A 22,108-nucleotide genomic window follows, 5' to 3' on the forward strand; every position below is an offset into this window, starting at 1 on the left:
CAAAGCGAACCTATCTTAACTTTCCAGTTCGGGTCATACGGACCCGCTCGATACCGAAAGGAGGCCACGCGATGACTGGATTCAATGCTTCTGCGTTTGTATCCGCACGAATTATTAGCCCGTCTTCGCTGGCGGACTAATTCGGCATGATGCTTGAAGCCCCGTCAACGAAGGCAGGGCCAATCAAGCTGACACAATCGGTAAGGCCCTGCAAGTTGCGGGGCCTTTTTGTTGCGCTCACAAGGCTTACAGCAAACCCCGCGAGATGACGGCGGACGGATAGCCAAGCAAACAAACAAACACAACATAAGCAATGCAGTGTGGAACACATCGTGAAACACTGCGGAACAGTCGCCCTGGCAAGTTGGGTTAGCGCAGGGCGAGAACCAACAGGAGCAATAATGACTGCAGCTCTCGAAGAGACTGGCCTGGAGCAAACGGCCAGCGCAGCAAGCGCAGCGGCTGGCAAGGCCGCCGCCATGGTTCGCGATTCGGTCAAAACCGTGATCGCAGCGTCCATGGTCGGCACCGCCATTGAGTTCTACGATTTCTACGCCTACGGCACCGCCGCGGCAAACTACTTCCCGCACATCTTCTTCTCCGACAAGGCCAACCCGACCGTGGCCCTGCTGATGAGCCTTCTGACGTTCGCCATCGCATTCATCGCCCGCCCGCTGGGCTCGCTGGTCTTCGGCCACTTCGGTGACCGCATGGGCCGCAAGACCACGTTGGTCGTGAGCCTCATGACCATGGGCGTCGGCACCTTCCTGATTGGCTGCCTGCCCACCTACGAGCAGGCCGGCGTCTTCGCAGTCGCTGTCTTGTGCCTGCTGCGCTTCGTGCAGGGCATCGGCCTGGGCGGCGAATGGTCCGGCGCTGCGTTGGTGGCCACCGAGAACGCCCCTGAAGACAAGCGTGCGCTCTACGGTTCCTTCCCGGAGCTCGGTGCGCCGATCGGCTTCTTCCTGTCCAATGGCACCTACTTCGTGCTCGAATCCTTCAACGACCAGGACGCCATGCTCTCCTGGGGTTGGCGTGTGCCGTTCCTGCTCTCCGCAGTGCTCGTGATCATCGGTCTGGTTGTTCGTGTGCACATGGAGGAGACCCCGGTCTTCCGCATGGCTCAGGAGCAGAAGAAGGTGGTGAAGTCCCCGCTGACCGAGGTCTTCCGCAAGTCCTGGAAGCAGGTGCTGCAGGCCACCTTCCTCGTGGCCGTGACCTACACGCTGTTCTACACGCTCGCCACCTGGTCCCTCGCCTGGGGCACCAAGGACACCGCGAACGGCGGCGGCAACCTGGGCTTCACCAACCAGGAGTACCTGCTCATGCTGATGATCTCCATCTGCGTGTTCGCCCTGTTCATCGTGCTCTCCTGCCTTTACGCGGATAAGCTCGGCCGCCGCCGCGTGCTCACCTTCTCCTCCTGCGCGCTCGTGGTCTTCGCCCTGCTCTTCCCGTTCCTGCTGGACGGCCAGTTCGTGGGACAGAAGAACTTCGCCGCCAATATGGCCTTCCTGTGCATCGGCTTCGCGCTGATGGGCATCGCCTTCGGCCCGATCGGCGCCTTCCTGCCTGAGCTGTTCGACGCCAACGTGCGCTACTCCGGCTCCGGCATCGGCTACAACCTGGCTGCCATCGTCGGTGCCGCCTTCGTGCCGACCATCGCCACCTGGCTGTCCCACAACTGGGGCGTGCACTCCGTGGGCCTCTACCTCGGCGTGATGGCCGTGTGCTGCCTGGTCTCCGTGCTGACCTGCAAGGAAACTAAGGACGTGGACTTTACTAAGTAAAGTCCACGGCTGGTTCTCCGCCTCGCGATTGCCTGTAAGTTGCAATCGCTCGCATCGGCTACAGAAGCCCACTGGGCTTCTGCTTAACGCCTCAGCACAGACGTTGACTTCACCAAGTGAAATCCATCCAAATTCATAACTAAAAACCCCGGTTCACAGCGTGAAATTTTGCGATTCCACAACGTGAACCCCTTGAGGACTTTTCCAAATCAACAGGACTAAACCTGCATATCGGAAAAGCCCACAAGGAAGACCAAAGAAGATTTCTGCAGCGCACGAGCGCAATGCAGTAATTCATTAATACTCACCCCATAAATAAACAATAGATATAAAGGAGCGCCAAAATGGCAGCAACTATCTGGTACGAGAAGGACGCCGATCTGTCCGTGTTCGATGGCAAGAAGGTCGCCATCCTGGGCTACGGCTCTCAGGGCCACGCTCACGCGCTGAACCTGCGTGACTCCGGTGTCGACGTGGTCGTCGGCCTGCGTCCTACCTCCAAGTCCGTTGAGTTCGCCAAGGAGCAGGGCCTGGAAGTCAAGTCCGTCCCGGAAGCCGTCGCTGAGGCTGATGTCGTCATGATTCTTCTGCCTGATCAGTACCAGGCAGCCGTCTACAAGAAGGACGTTGAGCCGAACCTGAAGCCGGGCGCTGCCCTGGCCTTCGCCCACGGCTTCAACATCCACTACGGCTACATCAAGCCGTCCGCCGATCACCCGGTCTTCATGGTTGCCCCGAAGGGCCCGGGCCACATCGTTCGTCGTGAGTACGCCGCTGGCCGTGGCGTGCCGGTCGTCGTCGCCGTCGAGCAGGATCCGGACGGCAAGACCTGGCCGCTGTGCCTGGCCTACGCCAAGGCTCTGGGCGCTCTGCGTGCAGGCGCCATCAAGACCACCTTCACCGAGGAGACCGAGACCGATCTGTTCGGCGAGCAGGACGTCCTCATGGGCGGCATCAACCACCTGTGCGACATGGGCTTCGACGTGCTGACCGAGGCTGGCTACCAGCCGGAGATCGCCTACTTCGAGGTGTTCCACGAGCTGAAGATGCTGGTCGACCTCGCTAACGAGGGTGGCCTGAACAAGGCTCGTTGGTCCTGCTCCGACACCGCGCAGTACGGCGACTACACCTCCACGGTCATCACCGAGGAGACCAAGAAGCGCATGGAATACCAGCTCAAGCGCATTCAGGACGGCTCCTTCGCCAAGGAGTTCATGGATGACCAGGCTGCCGGCGCTCCGAAGTTCAAGAAGCTGCAGGAAGAGTACTCTCACCCGCACCTCGAGACCGTTGGCCCGAAGCTGCGCGCCATGTTCTCCTGGAACAACGACGCTGCCAAGGACAAGGATGAGACCGAGTCCTTCAACGGCAAGATCGCTCGTACCCAGGTTCAGTGATATTAGCTGATTAAATAAGGTTCCCGCACACTTGTGCTTGCCTTGCTCAAGTGTGTGGGGATTTTTTATGCCTTATCGCACATGGAAGTGCGGATAACGGCATAAATGCTGGCTTTACAAGCATGTGCGATTGTGCATGTTTGTGCATTTCCCTTGCATAGTTGTTATTGAGAATGATTCGCTGCGGTATGTGCCTTGCCAAATAATGAGCAAATGTCCACATACGCGCAAAAGTCAAGGCCCACGTTGTGGACGGGAGCCCGCCGTACGCCGGCTTCTCGATAGGATAGACCTCAGTTTCCGGGTCGCGCTCACAAGGCGCCACCCGCCACGCTTGAGATAGTCCGGCAAACGGACGCCCCAAACGCGCACATCATGCGCAACCAACAACACCATGTGCCGCAAGAAAGCGGTACGTAAGCTTTTTTTTAAGGAGTGCTCAATGGCTGCACAAATCTGGTATGAGAACGACGGTGACCTCTCCGTGCTCGAAGGCAAGAAGGTCGCCATCATCGGTTACGGCTCTCAGGGCCACGCTCACGCACTGAACCTGCGTGACTCCGGTGTCGACGTGGTCGTCGGCCTGCGCCCGACTTCCAAGTCCGTCGAGTTCGCCAAGGAGCAGGGCCTCGAGGTCAAGTCCGTGCCGGAGGCCGCTGCCGAGGCCGACGTCATCATGATTCTGGCCCCCGACCAGTACCAGCGCAACATCTGGAAGGACGACATCGAGCCCAACATCAAGCCGGGCGCTGCCGTCGCCTTCGCCCACGGCTTCAACATCCACTACGGCTACATCAAGCCGTCCGAGGACCATCCGGTCTTCATGGTTGCCCCGAAGGGTCCGGGTCACATCGTTCGTCGTGAGTACGCCGCTGGCCGTGGCGTGCCGGTCGTGGTGGCCGTCGAGCAGGATCCGCGCGGCGACGGCTGGGACATCACCCTGGCCTACGCCAAGGCTCTGGGCGCTCTGCGTGCAGGTGCCATCAAGACCACCTTCAAGGAGGAGACCGAGACCGATCTCTTCGGCGAGCAGAACGTGCTCATGGGCGGCGTGAACAAGCTCGTCGAGATGGGCTTCGAGGTCCTGACCGACGCTGGCTACCAGCCGGAGATCGCCTACTTCGAGGTCTGCCACGAGCTGAAGATGCTCGTCGACCTGATGAACGAGGGTGGTCTGAACAAGGCTCGTTGGTCCTGCTCCGACACCGCTCAGTACGGCGACTACACCAACACCGTCATCAACGAGGACTGCCGCAAGCGCATGGAATACCACCTGCAGCGCATCCAGGACGGCTCCTTCGCCAAGGAGTTCATCGACGATCAGGATGCCGGCGCTCCGCATTTCAAGGAGCTGCAGGAGAAGTACTCCAACGAGCGCATCGAGACCGTCGGCCCGAAGCTGCGCGCCATGTTCTCCTGGAACAAGGATGGCGTCAAGGACGCCGACGAGGCCAACTCCTTCACCGGCAAGATCGCTCGCGCCCAGGTGCAGTGAGCGTAACGCTGAATAGAGCCCGCTCTTTCAGGCCTCTTCATTGAAGTGAACCGTCGCCACAAGCGACTGGTGACTGAGAGAGGCCCGCATAAGACGCATAACAAAGGCCGCCGCCCGATGATTCGGGTTGGCGGCCTTAATTTGTTGTGGCGCGTGCCACGTCAGCGTATTTCGGCTATTTTTGCGCTGACGTGACACAATGCTTTGCCATATCAGCGCATGAAGTGACTATTTTGCGCTGATATGGCAACGGTTTTAGCCATTGTGTGTTGGCTCCTCATAAGAGGCCGAGCCACGTCAACGCATTTCATGCTGGTTTGCAATCTCGTGGCACGGCATTCAACTGGCTTGCCTACCGAATGACCCAGGCGGAGGTGTCGGTCGGTAGCTTGCCGTCGGCGGTGAGTGGGCCGGAGGTGAGCACCACGTCGCCTTCGGGTAGAGCCAGCGGAGTCGCACCGAAGTTGGTCACCGACGTGAACGTGCGTCCTTCGATTGCCGCGCGCGTGTACGCCACTGCATCGTCGCCCATATCGACCTGTTCGGCAGTCGTGTCGCGTGTGGCGGTCAGCTGCTGCTGGCGAATCTCCAGAGCCGTGCGGTACAGGGTGTACATCGAGGCGGGATCGGCCTGCTCCACGTCGGCGCAGTAATCCTTGAACCACAGCGGCTGCGGCAGATGCGGGTCTGCGGCCGGAGTCCTGCCATCGGACCAGACGGCGGGAGAGAAGCCGAACGATGCTCCCGTGCCGAACTGGCCGGCTGCGCACAGCGGCACATGATTCTCGCCGCTGCCGTCGTCGGCCGGAATCGGCAGACTGAAATCGGCGAGCTTCGGCTCGTCGGCAGCAGTCCACGGCAGCGGCACGCGGCAGCCGTCGCGTCCCTTGTCCATCGTGGCCTGATTGGTGTGGAAGGCGGTCGGATCCTCGAGGTGGTCCCACGGAATGTCCGCCACTTCGAACAGGCCGAGCTCCTCGCCCTGGTATACATAAGCGGCACCGGGCAGACCGAGCTCCATCAGCGCGGCGGCGCGAGCGCGGCGGGTGCCCAGCTCACGATCCTCGGGGTACGTGGTGCCGTTGCGCAGCAGCCAGTCGTGCGGCAGCTGGTGGTATGGCGCTCCCTTGACCTGCGGCAGCCCGTAGCGGGAAGGGCTGCGCGGCACATCGTGGTTGTTCATCACCCATGTGGTGGTGGAGCCATTGGTTTCGGCTGCGGCCTTGAGACCGGAGGCGATGGCCTTGCGGAACTCGTCGGCGAACCAGTTGGCCTCGGCGAAATCGAAGTTGAAGGACTGGCCCAGCTCGTCCATCGAAGCGTACAGGTGCTGATGCTCGGGCACCACCCAGGCCTCGGCCACGGCGAAGCGCGGCGGATTGTATTCGTTGAACACCTGGCGCCATTCGCGGTAGATGTCGTGCACTTCGCGGCGGTCGAACAGCGGGTGGGAGAAGTCGTGGCAGAGCACGCCGACTACGTTGTATTCGCGGCCGAGCTCCTCGAGCGGCTTGGATTCGAGATCCTTGGCCAGGCCATGGGCCACGTCGATGCGGAAGCCGTCCGTGCCGTGATCGGACCAGAAGCGCAGCGTCTTCTTGAATTCCTCGTGGATGTCCTGATTCTTCCAGTTCACATCCGGCTGGGCCTTGTCGAACAGGTGCAGGTACCACTGGCCGTCCGCCACGCGAGCCCAGGCTGGGCCTCCGAAGAAGGACTGCCAGTCGTTTGGCGGCAGTTCGCCATTCTTGCCGCGACCTTCGCGGAAGATATAGCGGTCGCGCGCGGGAGAGCCGGGCTCGCTGGCCAGTGCCTCCTGGAAGAAGACGTGCTTGTCGGAGGTGTGGTTCGGCACGATATCGACGATGACCTTGATGCCAGCGGCGTGCGCGGCCTTGACCATGGCGTCGAAGTCGGCCATGGTGCCAAGGCGCGGGTCGACGTTGCGGTAGTCGATCACGTCGTAGCCGCCGTCGGCAAGATCGGACGGGTAGAACGGGGAAAGCCAGATGGCATCCACGCCGAGATGCTGGAGATAGTCCATCTTTTCGGTGACGCCGGCGATATCGCCGAGGCCGTCGCCGTTGACGTCCTTGAAGCTGCGCGGATAGATCTGATAGACGACTGCCTGCTTCCACCAGTCGTCATTGAGATTGTTGGCGGTCATGTTGGCTCCTTTGTGCGCATTGCTGCGGATTTATGGATAAGTGCTGGTGCGCTTCGTTGCTATGTATGACAACGATATCATGGATATGCGCAAAAAAGAAATTAATGATTATGGTGCGTTGTATGGCAACGTAGTCAGAGCAATGGTTTGATTATACGATTATGCGCGCGGCGGGGCGGTGGTCTCGCGCAGCATCAACGGGGCGTCCGGTTGCTGGAACGCCGGTTCGATAGGCTTGCCGGCGATGGCATCCAGCGCCATCTGTGCTGCGGCGGCACCCATGGCAAATGGATTCTGATGCAGCGTGGTCAGGCCAACGGCCTCGGCGAGGTCCAAATCGTCAAAGCCCACGATGGACACATCCTGAGGCACGCGACGGCCGTACTGGCGCAAGCGGAACAGTGCGGGCAGCGCCATCTGATCGTCCTCGAAACAGAAGGCGGTCACATCGCCCGGAGCGGTGAGCACCGCGTTCAGCACGGCGCTGGCCTCCATTTCGTTGCGTGGCACCTGCAGATGCGTCACTGTGACGCCCGGGTGCGTGGCGGCGGCGTCCAGCAGGCCCTGCAGGCGGGCTTCGGCGCTGTATTTCATGCTGGTCACAATGGTTTCGCCGCCCACAAAAGCAATGTGGCGGTGGCCAAGGGCGATGAGGTGCTCGATGGCTGAGCGGGTGGCGGCGCGGTCATCGATGCTGACGCCGGCATCGAAGCCATCGGTGGACGGAATGTTGATGCCGATGATCGGTACATGCATGTGCTTCAGCCGCTCGACCTCGGCAGGCTCGATATTGAAGGAACTCACCACCACGGCATCTGCATTGCGGCGCACGGGCAGGTCCGCGAAGAACGCTTGGCGCTCGCTGGCGTTGCGCATGGGGTAGGGGACCGTGTCGTAGCCGGCGGGGCGCAGCACTGAGTCGAGACCGGCGAAGATATTGGCGTTGAACCACGTGGTTATGGTTTCGCTGGCCAGCAGTGCGATGCGGAATGACTGGCCGGATTTCAGGGCGGCCGCCGAGCGGGAGATTGAGTAGTCGAGCTTTTCGGCGGCGGCCATCACCTTGTCGCGGGTTTCGGGCAGCACGAGGTCCGGCTTGGCGAACGTGCGGGACACGGTGGATACGGAGACGCCAGCTTCGCGCGCCACCGCCTGAATGCTTGCCTTGGTCATAGCCGTCCTCCGCTCAACGTTTCGCCGCTGCACTAGTCATATTCGTGACAACGATATCATAGCGGCTGAAACAGGGATTCTGACGGCATCAAACTTTCGGGCTACTGGCGTTCGCCGCGCATCACCGCTGCCAACGACCGCACGCGCGGCAGGTCGAAGACCTCGCCGGTGTGCACCACATGCTCATGCTCGTCGGCCAGCGGCACGCGCCAGTTCGAGTATTCGCTCGAAGTGCCCGGCTGATTCTGCGTGCGATGTTCGCCCACGCCATCCACCAATGCGGCCTGCAGCAGCAGGGAAGGCGTATCGGTGAGCATCGCATGCATGGCCTCGACGATTTCCTGAATGTGATTCGGCACATCGTCCGCCACGGCCTGCTCGATATACCCGCTGGCCACCAGGCGGTTCATCATGGCGGTACGTTCGGCCAGCGCCGAAGCCGCGAATGATTCCACCGGCTCGCTCAGCAAATGCAACTTCTCGCGCAGCTGCACATGCTCGAAGTTCAGATAGCCGGCAGTGGGCGGCAGATCATGGGTGGTGACTGAGGCCAGGGCCTGACGCCGGTATTCGCCCGGCTCCTTATACGGGTCGCCGGCGTTCGGCGAATCATCCACGCGGGCGAACCATTCCACGTCGGTGCCGAGCACGCCATGATCGGCAAGAATGCGCCGCACGTAATCCGGCACGGTGCCGAGGTCCTCGCCGATCACCATGCCGCCCACGCGCGTGGCCTCGATGGACAGCACACCCAGCATCGCCTCGTGGTTGTACATCACGTACGCGCCGTTCTTCGCGCCAAGCCCCTGCGGAATCCACCACAGGCGGAAGAGGCCCAGCACATGATCGATGCGCACGGCTCCCGCATGCTCATACATCGAATGCACCATTTCCCGATACACCTGGTATCCGGTGGCCTCCAGCTGGCGTGGATTGAACGGCGGTTGGCCCCAATCCTGGCCCTGCTGGTTATAGAAGTCCGGCGGGCATCCGACGGTGACCGAGCCGGTGGCGAATCGCTCCGGGTTGGCCCAGGCGTCCGCGCCGAGACCGTGCACGCCGACGGCCATGTCTTGCATAAGGCCCAATGCCATGCCATGGCCAAGCGCCGTGCGCTGTGCCTCGTTCACCTGTTCGGCGGCGATCCATTGCAACCAGCGGTTGAACTCGAAGAGGTCGTGATGCTCGGCTACCAGAGACTGCACGGCCGGGTCGTCGATACGCTTTTCGAAGAACCAACGGTCCTCGCCCCACGGTGCGCCCCAGATTTCGAAGCACAGGCACCATGTGGCAAAAGAGTCGAGGTCAGGGCCGGCGGTGGCTTTGAAATGCTCGAATTCGAGCTCGCGTTTGTTGTTGCGGCCGGCGTCGAAGATGAGCCGCAAGGCCGGACGCTTAGCCTCCCAAGCCGCATTGATGTCCATTGGCGTGGATTCATCGTTGCGGGCCGCGACCGAACCATGCAAGGCGTCCACCTGTGCGCGGACATCGGCCGGCAGGGTGGCGTATTCGGGGATGTCCTGCGGGCGGATGTAGGTCACATTCAGGAATCGGCGGGATTCCGGCAGATACGGCGAAGGCTCGAGCGGCGGAATCGGGGCACCGGCGTGGATCGGGTTGATCAGCATGAAATCGGCGCCGGACTTTTCGGCGGCGTCCTGCGCGAGCCGCTTCAGGTCGCCGTAATCGCCGATGCCCCACGATTCGGGAGAGCGTACGGAATACATCTGCACCATCCATCCCCACCGATGATGTTCCGCCACCGCTTCCGGAACGGGGATGCGTTCGGGGGCGTTGATGATGGTGGTGGCGGCGTGGCGCTCGCCGGCGTCGATGGTGAGCGTGTGATATCCCATCGGCAGGTCGGCGTTCAAGGTCAGGTTCAGCCTGCCTGAATTGAGGTCGGGAATAAGGGCGATTGATTCGTAGGCGCTACCGTCTTCCAGGGTGACTGTTGCGTTGACGTCGGTGTCGGCTGGGCAGTTCAGTTCGATGGTGGTGGGTTTGCCGCAGGTGGTGACTACGGTCGGGTTTAGCAAACGTTTGCTGTTTTCGGCTTCGATGTGGGTGATGGAACGTTCGATGGCTTCGTCGCTGGAAGCATCGACGTCGAGGGCCTTCAGCACTGCCACCAGTGCTGCGTCGCTGATTTCGGTATATACGCCGAGCTGGTCGATGAATGATGTGGCCACGCCTGCGGCCTTGGCGAGCTTGATAAGAGGTCGCGCCAGACGTGCTGGGCTTTCGGTGCGCTGGTCACTGTGCGAGGATGCTGCTTCATTGCTGCATGCGCCAGTCATGGTAACTCCTTGCTTCTCTGCTGCATTGCTCTTCGTTTGCATTACCGCTCGAGGGCCTCTCTGCGTTGAGGTACCGTCAAAATAGGCAAAGCAATGGTGAAACGTGCTGATATAAAAGTAGCTCAAATTGACAACGATTGCAATAATGCGGAGTTTTGGGAAACGGATGAGGTGTCTGTAAAAACATGAGCGTAACATGCTCAACTTTTTGTGAGGAATTTGGGAATAGAACTTGCCATCAGGAAGTTGAGTGATGTAGGCTCAAGTTTGGAAGGTTCAAGAACCCACCAAGGAATCTCCAAAGGATTTCCAAGGAACTTGAGCGAGAAACGTAAGAACGAATAACAAACAAAAAGGAGCACACATTATGGCACGTGCAGTTGGTATCGATTTGGGTACTACGAATTCCTGCATCGCAACGCTGGAAGGTGGCGAGCCCACCGTCATCGTCAACGCTGAGGGCGCACGCACCACGCCGTCCGTGGTGGCATTCTCCAAGTCCGGCGAAATCCTCGTCGGCGAAGTGGCCAAGCGTCAGGCCGTCACCAACGTTGACCGCACTATTTCTTCCGTGAAGCGTCACATGGGCACCGACTGGACCGTCGAGATCGACGGCAAGAAGTGGACCCCTCAGGAGATCTCCGCACAGATCCTGATGAAGCTGAAGAGGGACGCCGAGGCCTACCTCGGCGAGCCTGTCACCGACGCCGTCATCACCTGCCCGGCATACTTCAACGACGCCCAGCGTCAGGCAACCAAGGACGCCGGCAAGATCGCAGGCCTGAACGTCCTGCGTATCATTAACGAGCCGACCGCGGCTGCTCTGGCCTACGGCCTTGAGAAGGGCAAGGAAGACGAGCGCATCCTGGTCTTCGACCTCGGCGGCGGCACCTTCGATGTCTCCCTGCTGGAGATCGGCAAGGATGACGACGGCTTCTCCACCATTCAGGTGCAGGCCACCAACGGCGACAACCACCTGGGCGGCGACGATTGGGATCAGAAGATCATCGATTGGCTGGTCTCCGAAGTCAAGAACAAGTACGGCGTTGACCTGAGCAAGGACAAGATCGCTCTGCAGCGTCTGAAGGAAGCCGCTGAGCAGGCGAAGAAGGAACTCTCCTCCTCCACCTCCACTTCCATCTCCATGCAGTACCTGGCCATGACCCCTGACGGCACCCCGGTGCACCTGGACGAGACCCTGACCCGTGCCCACTTCGAGGAAATGACCTCCGACCTGCTCGGTCGCTGCCGCACCCCGTTCAACAACGTGCTGCACGACGCCGGCATCTCCGTGTCCGACATCGACCACGTGGTGCTGGTCGGCGGCTCCACCCGTATGCCCGCCGTCAAGGAGCTCGTCAAGGAGCTCACCGGCGGTAAGGAAGCCAACCAGTCCGTGAACCCGGATGAGGTTGTGGCTGTCGGCGCTGCCGTGCAGTCCGGCGTCATCAAGGGCGACCGCAAGGACGTGCTGCTCATCGATGTGACCCCGCTTTCCCTCGGCATCGAAACCAAGGGCGGCATCATGACCAAGCTCATCGACCGCAACACCGCCATTCCTACCAAGCGTTCCGAGGTCTTCTCCACCGCTGAAGACAACCAGCCGTCCGTGCTGATTCAGGTCTACCAGGGTGAGCGTGAGTTCGCTCGCGACAACAAGCCGCTGGGCACCTTCGAGCTGACCGGCATCGCTCCGGCTCCGCGTGGCGTCCCGCAGATCGAGGTCACCTTCGATATTGACGCCAACGGCATCGTGCACGTCTCCGCCAAGGACAAGGGCACCGGCAAGGAGCAGTCCATGACCATCACCGGTGGCTCCGGCCTGCCGAAGGACGAGATCGATCGTATGGTCAAGGAAGCCGAGGCTCACGAGGCTGAGGATAAGAAGCGTAAGGAAGAGGCCGAGACCCGCAACCAGGCCGAAGCCTTCGCCTACAGCACCGAGAAGCTCGTCAACGACAACAAGGAGAAGCTCTCCGACGACATCGTCAAGGAAGTCACCGAGAAGGTCAACGCTCTGAAGGAATCCCTGAAGGGCGAGGACATTGAGAAGGTCAAGACCGCTCAGACCGAGCTGATGACCGCCGCCCAGAAGATCGGCCAGGTGCTCTACGCCCAGCAGGGTGCTGAGGGTGCCGCCGGCGCCGCGGCTGGTGCCGGTGCAGCCGGTGCTTCCGCCGGCTCCGCCTCCTCTTCCTCCGACGATGACACCGTCGAGGCTGAGGTTGTGGACGACGATGACGACAAGGACAACAAGTGATGTCCGAGTTCAACAAGGACGACTACCTGAACGACCTGCCTGACGCAGACGATTTGGCAGCCTCCTCGGCCTCTTCCGCTCAGGCTCCCTCTGATGAGGGAGCTGGCGCGTCAAAGTCCGCGACTGAGGGAGAGACCCCGGCGAATGCCGGCGACAAGCAGACTGGCGAAGGCCAGCCCGCTGCTGGTGCTTCTCAGGCTCCCTCCGACGAGGGAGCCGCTGAGCGCAGCGAAGCCGAGGGAGAGACCCCGGCAAACGCCGACGACACCCTCACCCCCCTTGGCAAGGCCAAGAAGGAAGCCGCTGAATACCTCGAGGCCCTGCAACGCGAACGTGCGGAGTTCATCAACTACCGTAATCGTGCGGCCAAGGAGCAGGAGCGCTTCCGCCAGCACGGCATCATCGACGTGCTGACCGCACTGCTGCCGGCCCTCGACGATATCGATCGCATCCGCGAGCACAGCGAGATGGATGATTCCTTCAAGGCTGTGGCCGCCAAGATCGACAAGGCGTTCGAGAAGTTCGGCGTCGAGAAGTTCGGCGAAAAGGGCGAGGAGTTCGACCCCACCAAGCATGAGGCCATCCTGCACAAGCCGGACGCCGAGGCTGAGAAGGAAACGGTGGATACCGTGGTCGAAGCCGGCTACCGCATCGGCGACCGCGTCATCCGCGCCGCCCGAGTGGTAGTGGCCTCCCCCCACAACTGATCCATCCCCCTAAAAGGGACGTTGCAAAAACTGCAGCATGCTGCCGCGTATGCAGTCGGCTTGTCATAACCTTGCCGACTGCATGGCGAGCATTTATGCAATGGAGTGTGGGGCAGAGAGGGGCATTGCCAGACCGTAAGCTTGGCTATTGCACTGCGTGCAATCGTCGCAGCAAGCTGCTCCCTTCGCCTATGGACAGTCCACTGGACTGTCCATTAGACGGCTCAGCAGCCTTGAGTGTGTCGGGCGATGCCCCTCTCTGCCCCACACGGCCCTGAGCTCTTTTTCTACTTACTTAATTCTTTAATTTGACACTGTAAAAGCTTTTTAAGAAAGGAGACATGAATGGCTGAGAATGAATGGCTGAACAAAGACTTCTACAAAGTCCTTGGTGTCTCCAAGGACGCTACTGAAGCTGAAATCACCAAGGCCTACCGCAAGCTGGCCCGTAAGTACCATCCTGATCTGAACAAGACCAAGGAAGCCGAAGAGAAGTTCAAGGACATCTCCGAAGCCTACGATGTGCTGAGCAATAAGAACGAACGCCAGAAGTACGATGCGATTCGCCAGTTCGGTATGGGTGGCGCTCGCTTCGCCGGCGGTTCCGGCTCCGGCGGTTTCGATGCTTCCGGTTTCTCCGATATCTTCGGCTCCATGTTCGGTGCTGGTTCCGGCATGGGCGGCAATGGCTCCCGTATCCGCTTCTCCACGTCGGGCGGTGGCAATCCGAACCTGAACGACATCTTCTCCATGTTCGGTGGTGCCGCCGGCCAAGGTGCTGGCGCCGGCTTCGGCGGCCAGTCGCCGTACGGCAATGCCGGCGGCTACTCCTATGAGGAGGCCCCGCGTCCTGAAAACGGTGAGGATCGCAACTCCAAGATCAGTTTGACGTTGCGTCAGGCGGTCAAGGGCGCCACGGTCTCCCTGTCTGTGGATGGCAAGAAGTTCAAGGCCCATGTACCCGCAGGCGTCAAGGACGGCCAGAAGATCAAGCTGGCCGGCAAGGGTAAGCCTGGCATCAACGGTGGCCGTGCAGGCGACTTGTACCTGCATGTCACCGTCAAATCGGATAAGACCTTCTCCATGCGTGGCTCGGACATCGTGATGGATCTGCCCATCACCATTGGTGAGGCCGTTGCCGGTGGCAAGGTCGAAGCCAAGGATATCGACGGCAACCCGGTCACCTTCAAGGTGCCTGCAGGCTCGAGTTCCGGTACGGAGATCAAACTGGCCGGGCTCGGTGTCAAGCGTGGCAACCAACCGGGCGACCTGATTGGTCGCGTGCAGATCATGGTCCCCGCCAAGCCGGGACTGATGCTCAAGCATGCAGCCAAGGAATTCGACGAAAAGGCCGGCGACTATCTGAGCCGGTGATTCCCTTCTCGGCTCCCTTGTTCTGTCAGGGAACCGAGACGAGATGGGCAGCAGAGAGCGGGCTGATATGAGTCTCGCTCTCTTTTCCCGTCTCTTTCCCCACCCTCGGGCGGGGCGTCTGCCGTAGCCGGCATAGCTCCGACGCAGCAATACGAGGCAGACAAAGCACATAATCAAGGAGGTGCACAATGGCGCGAACAGTGAATCAAATGCGGCAGTTATATGCCATGTGCGCCACCGCGCTGGTGATGGGCAGAGCTGATTTGGATGGAGCCGACGACGTCGGCTTCGATATCGAACTGCCTATTTTCACCGTTGGCCAGACCGCCGAGTTGGCCAACATCCATCCACAGACGTTGCGTCAATATGATCGTCTGGGTCTGATTCGCCCGCAGCGCACGGGCGGCGGCGCCCGTCGCTATTGTCTGCGCGATATCGCCCGTCTGGCTCGAGCGCAGCGCCTGAGCCAGGACGAAGGCATCAATCTTTCCGGCATCGCGCGCATTCTGGAACTCGAGGAGGAGAATCGCCAGCTGCGCCGCGAGGTCAAACGCATGCAGTCCAGCGGCGAGGAAAGCGTGTTCGCCGCAGGGCGTGACGGCAATATCGTGGAAGTGCAACGTTCCAACCGTGCCCGCCTGTGGCGTAACGCCATCCATCGCGAAACCCGCGAGCTGCCGGGGCGCCCGGCCGCCGCGGCTTCCCGTTCCGGAGCCTACGGTAGCGCTGATTCCGATGCCGCCGATGATTCCAAGTCCATGGTCCTCTGGGGCTGGTGACCCAACACACAGGAGTCCTGTCTCGCCGGCTTGGTGCAATGGATGCAGCAATAATTCGGGCCGCGCAATAGCCATATCTAGCCGCGAATGGAGGACACTATGCTGCTCAAAGCCGTGTTTTGGGATCTGGACGGCACGCTTATCGATTCGGAGCCACTCTGGCATGACGGCGAGATTGAAATCGCACACGCCAATGGCGGTGAATGGAATGAGGAGCTGGGCTGGATGTGCTCCGGCACTCCGGTGCCGAATGTGGCCCGCAACATGATCGAGCGCGGTTGCACGCTAAGCGTCGAGGAGATCGACAAGCAGCTCAAGGATTATGTGTTCAATGCCGAGGTCCGTCGGCTGCCATGGATTCCAGGTGTACGCGAAGTCCTGCATTCGCTGAAGGACGCCGGCGTCCCATCCATGCTGGTCACCACGTCGCCCCGACGCATGGCGGAGAACATCATGGCGCAGTCCGAAGGGCTGTTCGCCGGCTACGTATGCGGCGACGATCCATACGAGCACAAGCCGAACCCCGCTCCTTACCTGGCCGCTGCCGCCAAACTCGGCATTGCCAAGGAAGACATGGCCAAATGCGTGGTATTGGAGGATTCCGCGGTCGGTCTCAAGGCCGGTGCCGCATCCGGAGCCACGCTGATCGCCCAAACCGGTTGGATTCGCACGGACAACTCCGGCCTTGGCCAGTTCGCCTCCATCGATTCCTATGACGGCATCGATGCCGCTGCGCTCGATGGTTTCGTGCGTCAACGCCTGGAGGCGTGAATTGTTAGCCCAGCCTTAGCGGCTGGGCTTTATTGTTTGATGTGGCCTGCTGGTAGTGTGGTTGACGGTTTCAAGGCGAATGTCTGACTGGTCACCCCGGTTCAGGCAGGCCATAGAACGAATGCGAATAACTGCTTTCGCTCGAATGTCATAGGAATAGTATGGGTTTTATTAATTTCATTCTTGAATTGCTCAAGGATCCGCGTGCCGCCATCGCAGGATGGATTGCCATGGGCGTGGCGCCGACCTTGGGCTTTATCTTCCTGATTGTCTTCATCGAGACCGGCGTGGTCTTCTTCCCGTTCCTGCCTGGTGATTCCTTGCTGTTTGCCGCAGGCGTGTTCGCGGCTCCGGACGCTGCGACCGGCAGGGCCGCTCTGCCCCTGTTCTACCTGCTGCCGGTGGTGTGGTGCGCCCCGATTATCGGCGACCAATGCAACTACTTCATCGGCCACTTCTTCGGCCGCCGCATCATCCAGTCCGGCAAGGTGAAGGCCATGACCCCGGAACGCATCGCCAAGACTGAAGGCATGATCGAGAAGTGGGGTCCGCTGGCTGTGTTCCTGGGACGTTTCTTCCCGTTCATCCGTACGTTCATGCCGTTCATTTCCGGCATCTCCGGTATGCGCTGGAGTCGCTTCACCCCGTTCTCCGTGCTCGGTGGCCTGACTTGGTCCACGCTATTTACGCTGCTGGGCTACTTCTTCGGCAACATTCCGGCTGTGCAGGATCACTTCGAATTGGTGATTGTGCTGATTCTCCTGGTCTCTCTGGCTCCGACCATCGTGGGTCTGTTCAAGGCTAAGTTCGGCAAGAAAAAGGCCGAATCGGTGACCGGCGCTCATGGGAAGATAGCTGATTCTCAGCTGGATACGCTGGAGACCGGCATCGAACATCTGGACAACAAGTGATGTAGCGCTCTGAGATAAAGGCGAACAAAAGCCGACAAGGCAAAACCGAGCCGTTCGCGTGATGATTCATTTGTGAAACATTCCGTGAAACAGGCTCGGTTTTGTTGTATCAGCCAGCATTTGGTTATCCACATTTGTTGTGGACGACACGCCCAGCTGTGAATAACTCGGCAAGCTCGAACCACAGAGGTTGTTTGTGATTGCTCCATTTACGTTCCCTGCGATTCAATCGGCCTATGAATACCGCAATCTCCACCAACACAAGCGTCAGCACAAGTAAGACCGGAATGGGCCAGTCTTCGGGTTGCATGCCAGTCATTGCCGCAGTGCCATTGCCTGAAGCCTGCTCGGCCGGGCAACAATCCGCGTCCGCGGCGCCTCGGCCTGCGGCAGCGGCATCGCAGTCCGTGCCGCAAAGCGGCATCCAAGTCACGGCCGAAACGCCGCATACCACGGTTCGCCGGAGAACCAAGGCTGTGCGATCAGCGCCCAAAGCCGCACCTTCCGGTCGGTCCTCCAGGCCTTCCTCCCGGCCATCCGGTCAGCCGCATGCCAAGCCTCAGCTCGACCCGCATTCGCTGCCGGACTCCGAGCCTCGTCTGCATTATTATTCACCGGCCTCCCGGCCCCCTAAGCCATTGAGCTCCTGCAGAAGAGAACGTTCCAAAGACGCTCCTCGCAATGCGATGTCCACATCAGTGAAGCTGCAGAATGTCGTGACGTTCACCTCCAGCCACAGCGGCATGGGGCTGAGTACGACCGCCGCCATGTTGGCGCGGGCGCTGGCCGGACGAGACCGCAGATGCGCTTTGGTGGACGCCGATTTCGCTTCCGGCTGCATGGATCTGCTGCTCGGCGTCGAACGTGAATCGGGATTGAGATTCAACCAGATAGTCGCGCCATTGGGCAATGTGGAAGGTGAGGCGCTCAATGATGAGCTCATTGCATGGGACGGTGTTCGCGTGTTGCCATACAATCCTTGGATTGGCTTGCGCCCGACTTGGTGGGAGGTGCAAGCCGTGGTACGTGCGCTCTCCAGTGCCAACGATGTGGTGATTGTGGATGCCGGGCAGGGCGAGCTCGTGGAAACGGTTCCCGATCTCACACGCAGCATGCAGATTATGGGCGTGGAGCTCTCCGTGGTCGGACTGGCCCGAGCCAGAACCCATCGCGCCAGACTTTCCACTTGGGACTGCGGTTCGCCGCATCTCATAGGATTCGCCCCTCGAGGCGCCCCGCGCGGTCGGGGAGACGTGAGCATGGAGGAAGCGGAAGGCTATCTGCTCGCCAATATTCTGGGGCCCATCAGACCAAACACCAGCTTGTGCGGCGATGTGCTGGAAGGGCTCGGCATCCAATCGGTGCCCAAAATCAATCGCAAAGCCATCGAAAGCCTTGCCGATCTCGTGGAGCAAACCATCTGTGACAGGTCATCCGTAAACGCTGAACCATAACAATCAGCCGCTCAACCGCCGGCCATATAAGGGGGGCGAGAAGAGAGAGGAGGGGACGATTATGGCGCACATACCGACACAAAGATGCGCATTCTCCTTAGGATTACTGGACGAACTGGCCACCGACCCCGCCATAACCGATGTGGCAGTGACCTGCGATGGACGTGTTTGGGCGGATAGTGGCGGTGGCATGCAGGAGCATCAGCTGGCCATTCCGTTTCGTTCGCCGCAAGTCGTGAGGGAATACGCGGTGCAACTCTGCGCACAATTGGGGCGCAGGCTTGATGATGCCTGCCCTATTGCCGACGCCTCCAGCGTCGAGGGTGTCAGAGTCCATGCGGTGATTGCCCCACTTGTGCCGCAAGGTGCGTCCATCTCCATACGTTTCCCCGCTGGCAAGGCCATGTCGTTGCTGCAATTGGCTCGAAATCAGATGTTTCCGATGGATTGGCTGCCGCTGTTGCAGGGTCTTGTTCGCCGGAAGGCCACGATTCTGATTACCGGAGGCACCGGTTCGGGGAAAACCACACTCGTCAAAGCGCTGCTTGCGCATTGCGAGCGGACAGAACGCATCGTCACCGTGGAGGAGATTCGCGAACTTGGGGATTTTGGGCATGCCAATCACGTGTCGCTTATCGGCCGGGAAGCCAATGTCGAGGGCGCCGGGGCGGTGAGCCTCACGGATTTGGTGAAGGCTACACTGCGCATGCGCCCGAATCGTGTGGTGCTGGGCGAATGCCGAGGCGAGGAGATTGTGGACCTGCTGCGCGCATTCAATTCAGGGCATCACGGTGGCATGACCACGTTGCATGCAGACAGTGTAAACCGTGTGCCTTCGCGCCTAGTATCACTTGGTTTGCTGGCCGACATCACACCGCAGGCCATGGCCATGCTCGCGGAGGATGCTTTTGATGTCGTGCTCCATGTGGAGCGAACAAACGGGCATCGGCATATCGCCCAGATTGGTCGTCTGCGCACTGTATCCGGAGAGCTGCAAGGCATGCCACTGGCAGCGTGGCCAGGTTCCGGCATGCCAACGTATGAGCCGGAATGGTTGCAATTCCTGATGGCGTGGAGCGCAATGCAATAACTCACCGAGGTGATTGGAATGCGATTCTGGTGTGCCGTTCTATTGTCGAGTGCCATACTGCTATGGCCGTGCCCAGCCACTGGCGTCACGCGCCTGGGAGCCGCCCATGACGCTCACCGCGCCGACCGGCTGCCACACCCCGGTACCGGAGAGAACGGCTCCGCTTCGCATGCCACGCCTATCGGTATCGCGTCGGCGTTGACCGCAATGATTGCGCGCATGAACAGCGGCGGCACATTGCTCGAAGCTGCCGAAGAACAATACGGTGGTCATTTTGCGACTCGCGAACTCACCGAGGCAAGACTGCGGAAGCTGTGCGAAAGGGCCAAACTGCCTGACGAAACCCCTGAGCAAATCACGCGAATATCGCAAAGCATGTATGCGGCATCCCAAGTCAGCGGTCGGCTGGGATGCCGCGCTTCGCCGTGCTTGGAAGTGGTGTTGGCCGCCTACCGGCAACTGAGACTTTTACAGAATCTCAAGGCGCAGGCTCTTGCGGTACCCAAGGCCACGGTCTCCTTGCTCAGCGCCTTGCCGATAGTGACGATACTGCTTGGTGAGTTGTTGGGGTCTCGTCCATTGGAATTTCTCTTTGACCAGACCCGTGGGCTGATCTGCCTATTGCTGGGGATCTGTTGTTATGCGGTCGGTTTGATATGGGTGCGTGCTTTGCTGAGGGAGCAGGCGTGATGTCTGGGATAGGTTCCTGTGCCGCCGCGATAAGCTGTGCGCTCGCGGTATGGCTGCATTGGCGTCCACAGGTGATTCGCAATCGATTGCCAAGTGCACAAGCCGACATCGCACAAACTGGTGCCTCGCAAGCCGGTGTTGCGCGGACCGATGATTGTGGTTTGGAACGCCGGAATTTACCGGATGATGTCTTGCAGGCCATGCTGATACTTCGTTTGCTGCACGTGGCTCTGGCCCAGGGGTCTTCAATCCCCGCTGCCTGTGCAGTGGTGGGTGCCGCCGCGGGAGGTGGCATCGGAATGGCCGTCGCCCGTGCAGGGAACTTGATGCAGCGGGGTGTGGCATGGTCTGATGCGTGGCATATCGCCCAACGTGAGCAATCCGATCGTGCTGGTCAATCTGAGTTGACCAGCAGCATCAATGGTCATAGGACCAGCACGACACCGGCGGGTGCGAATATGAATGCGAATACCACGCTCGTTTATATCTCGGTGATTCGTTCGGCATTGGAACCGTCATGGCGGCACGGTGACGCTCCAGGCATACGGCTGGAATCCACGGTGGAACAGCTGGACAGGGACGCTTGCAGCGCTATCAAACGCCATGCCGCGAAGCTTTCTGTCAAGCTCTTGCTTCCCACAGGCTTATGCTTTCTGCCGGCATTTATCCTGATTGGCGTCATTCCGTCTATCGCATCCTTCGTGATGTGATTTTTCCCGCTGCAGTGCGCTGTGACTGATTCGTACGCCGGTGCATACGACGTTGATTAGCCCGGTCCGCTGCAGTGCGCATATGGCTGATGCATTTGGTCGGTTATCCACATTTGTTGTGGATGACACTCCGAGGTGTGTATAACTTGGCAAGCTCGGACCACATGCCCCGTTTCAGCTCGCATTTGTGTGCCGAATACTCCACAGTGGAGTGCACCCCATGACCGGGCAGTCCGGCATGGGGGCCATGCCAACCACAACGACCACAACGATGTGCCGCTTTGAAAGAAAGGAAACCTGATATGCTCGCTCTTCCCGCACGCTCGCCCCATCCGCCAGCGCTTCCCGCCGCGCCCAGCCTGAAAACGGAAACGGAGCCTCTTCGCTCACGGCTCGAACGGCGCATGTGCCTGCTGGACTCCCAAATACGGATGTTCATGGAGCATCCTGAAGAAGGCGCCGCCACTGCCGAATATGCGGTGGTATTGATCGCCGCTACGGGCTTCGCCGCCCTGCTGGTCGCCATTTTGAAATCGGATGCCGTAAAAACGCTACTGCTGAACATCGTGAAGAAAGCCCTGAATGTGGGGTGACATGATGCCGCGTAAAAAGCATTGCCATTGGCTGGCCCGGCTTCCTCCCCGCATTGATGAAGGCTCGGCAACCGCCGAATTCGCGGTGGTGCTGCCCAGCGTCATCGCGATTGCGGGACTGGTGCTTGCGTTGGGGCGGGCGGTCACGGTGTCTATGGATTGTTCGAGTGCGGCTTCGGCGGCTGCACGTGAATTCGTGGTCACTGGCGATCGCGCCGCGGCGCAACGTATGGCGTCTGCAGTGATGGAGACGGATGTCACCATTACTGTTCGGCAGTCGGAGCAACTGGCCCATATCCGAGTCACATGCCCAGTGCTGCCTGGGCCGATGAATCTGACTCCGATGCAAGTGGTCGGCGAATCCACTGCGGTGGTGCAATAGCCGTTACGCCACCGCAAATGACATCTGATCGTCATGCATCCGATTGCGATGGCAAGGAAGGAATC

18 protein-coding genes are annotated in these 22,108 nt (G+C 60.1%); 15 read left to right on the forward strand and 3 right to left on the reverse strand.

Features of this window, described 5'->3' with window-relative positions; translation table 11 throughout:
• Nucleotides 1–401: 401 nt before the first annotated feature.
• The 3 genes from F7D08_RS03000 (at nt 402) to ilvC (F7D08_RS03010) (ending at nt 4,682) form a co-directional block, all read left to right on the forward strand.
• Complete coding sequence (locus F7D08_RS03000; protein WP_193316170.1) at nt 402–1,790, forward strand: MFS transporter; 1,389 nt, start codon at nt 402–404, stop codon at nt 1,788–1,790.
• Between the two features lie 344 nt (nt 1,791–2,134).
• Nucleotides 2,135–3,187, forward strand: coding sequence for a ketol-acid reductoisomerase (ilvC, locus tag F7D08_RS03005; protein ID WP_100493257.1), 1,053 nt, complete (start codon nt 2,135–2,137; stop codon nt 3,185–3,187).
• Between the two features lie 394 nt (nt 3,188–3,581).
• On the forward strand, nt 3,582–4,682 hold the full coding sequence (gene ilvC, locus F7D08_RS03010) for a ketol-acid reductoisomerase (RefSeq protein ID WP_152209210.1): 1,101 nt from the start codon (nt 3,582–3,584) through the stop codon (nt 4,680–4,682).
• Nucleotides 4,683–5,034: 352 nt separating this feature from the next.
• Here ilvC (F7D08_RS03010) and F7D08_RS03015 read toward each other — a convergent pair whose 3' ends face one another.
• From F7D08_RS03015 to malQ, 3 genes are all read right to left on the reverse strand, one after another.
• Complete coding sequence (locus F7D08_RS03015) at nt 5,035–6,849, reverse strand: glycoside hydrolase family 13 protein (RefSeq protein ID WP_152209211.1); 1,815 nt, start codon at nt 6,847–6,849, stop codon at nt 5,035–5,037.
• A 159-nt stretch (nt 6,850–7,008) separates the two neighbouring features.
• Nucleotides 7,009–8,022 (reverse strand): LacI family DNA-binding transcriptional regulator, encoded by a 1,014-nt coding sequence (locus F7D08_RS03020; RefSeq protein WP_152209212.1) that lies wholly within the window; start codon nt 8,020–8,022, stop codon nt 7,009–7,011.
• Between the two features lie 101 nt (nt 8,023–8,123).
• Nucleotides 8,124–10,322, reverse strand: a complete 2,199-nt coding sequence (gene malQ / locus F7D08_RS03025) for a 4-alpha-glucanotransferase (RefSeq protein WP_152209213.1) — start codon at nt 10,320–10,322, stop codon at nt 8,124–8,126.
• 367 nt (nt 10,323–10,689) lie between these two features.
• On the opposite strand from malQ, the gene dnaK reads away from it, so the two are divergent.
• The 12 genes from dnaK (at nt 10,690) to F7D08_RS03085 (ending at nt 22,043) form a co-directional block, all read left to right on the forward strand.
• Nucleotides 10,690–12,582, forward strand: coding sequence for a molecular chaperone DnaK (gene dnaK / locus F7D08_RS03030; protein WP_152209214.1), 1,893 nt, complete (start codon nt 10,690–10,692; stop codon nt 12,580–12,582).
• Nucleotides 12,582–13,289 (forward strand): nucleotide exchange factor GrpE, encoded by a 708-nt coding sequence (gene grpE / locus F7D08_RS03035; RefSeq protein ID WP_152209215.1) that lies wholly within the window; start codon nt 12,582–12,584, stop codon nt 13,287–13,289. Before dnaK ends, grpE begins: the two co-directional genes overlap by 1 nt.
• Nucleotides 13,290–13,634: 345 nt before the next feature.
• Complete coding sequence (locus tag F7D08_RS03040; RefSeq protein WP_152209216.1) at nt 13,635–14,663, forward strand: DnaJ C-terminal domain-containing protein; 1,029 nt, start codon at nt 13,635–13,637, stop codon at nt 14,661–14,663.
• Between the two features lie 188 nt (nt 14,664–14,851).
• Complete coding sequence (locus F7D08_RS03045; RefSeq protein WP_152209217.1) at nt 14,852–15,442, forward strand: heat shock protein transcriptional repressor HspR; 591 nt, start codon at nt 14,852–14,854, stop codon at nt 15,440–15,442.
• A 99-nt stretch (nt 15,443–15,541) separates the two neighbouring features.
• Nucleotides 15,542–16,213, forward strand: coding sequence for an HAD family hydrolase (locus F7D08_RS03050; protein ID WP_152209218.1), 672 nt, complete (start codon nt 15,542–15,544; stop codon nt 16,211–16,213).
• A gap of 161 nt (nt 16,214–16,374) precedes the next feature.
• Complete coding sequence (locus F7D08_RS03055; protein WP_152209219.1) at nt 16,375–17,124, forward strand: DedA family protein; 750 nt, start codon at nt 16,375–16,377, stop codon at nt 17,122–17,124.
• A 236-nt stretch (nt 17,125–17,360) separates the two neighbouring features.
• A complete protein-coding gene (locus tag F7D08_RS03060; RefSeq protein WP_226803287.1) occupies nt 17,361–18,578 on the forward strand; it encodes a cobyric acid synthase in 1,218 nt (405 codons plus the stop codon).
• Between the two features lie 61 nt (nt 18,579–18,639).
• On the forward strand, nt 18,640–19,668 hold the full coding sequence (locus F7D08_RS03065; RefSeq protein WP_152209220.1) for a CpaF family protein: 1,029 nt from the start codon (nt 18,640–18,642) through the stop codon (nt 19,666–19,668).
• Nucleotides 19,669–19,887: 219 nt separating this feature from the next.
• A complete protein-coding gene (locus F7D08_RS03070; RefSeq protein WP_152209221.1) occupies nt 19,888–20,358 on the forward strand; it encodes a type II secretion system F family protein in 471 nt (156 codons plus the stop codon).
• Nucleotides 20,358–21,068, forward strand: coding sequence for a hypothetical protein (locus F7D08_RS03075; RefSeq protein WP_152209222.1), 711 nt, complete (start codon nt 20,358–20,360; stop codon nt 21,066–21,068). The genes F7D08_RS03070 and F7D08_RS03075 overlap by 1 nt, the downstream gene beginning before the upstream one ends.
• A gap of 302 nt (nt 21,069–21,370) precedes the next feature.
• A complete protein-coding gene (locus F7D08_RS03080; RefSeq protein WP_152209223.1) occupies nt 21,371–21,661 on the forward strand; it encodes a DUF4244 domain-containing protein in 291 nt (96 codons plus the stop codon).
• Between the two features lies 1 nt (nt 21,662).
• A complete protein-coding gene (locus F7D08_RS03085; protein ID WP_152209224.1) occupies nt 21,663–22,043 on the forward strand; it encodes a TadE/TadG family type IV pilus assembly protein in 381 nt (126 codons plus the stop codon).
• Nucleotides 22,044–22,108: the final 65 nt, after the last annotated feature.

The organism is Bifidobacterium cebidarum (assembly GCF_009193305.1).
Classification (GTDB): domain Bacteria; phylum Actinomycetota; class Actinomycetes; order Actinomycetales; family Bifidobacteriaceae; genus Bifidobacterium; species Bifidobacterium cebidarum.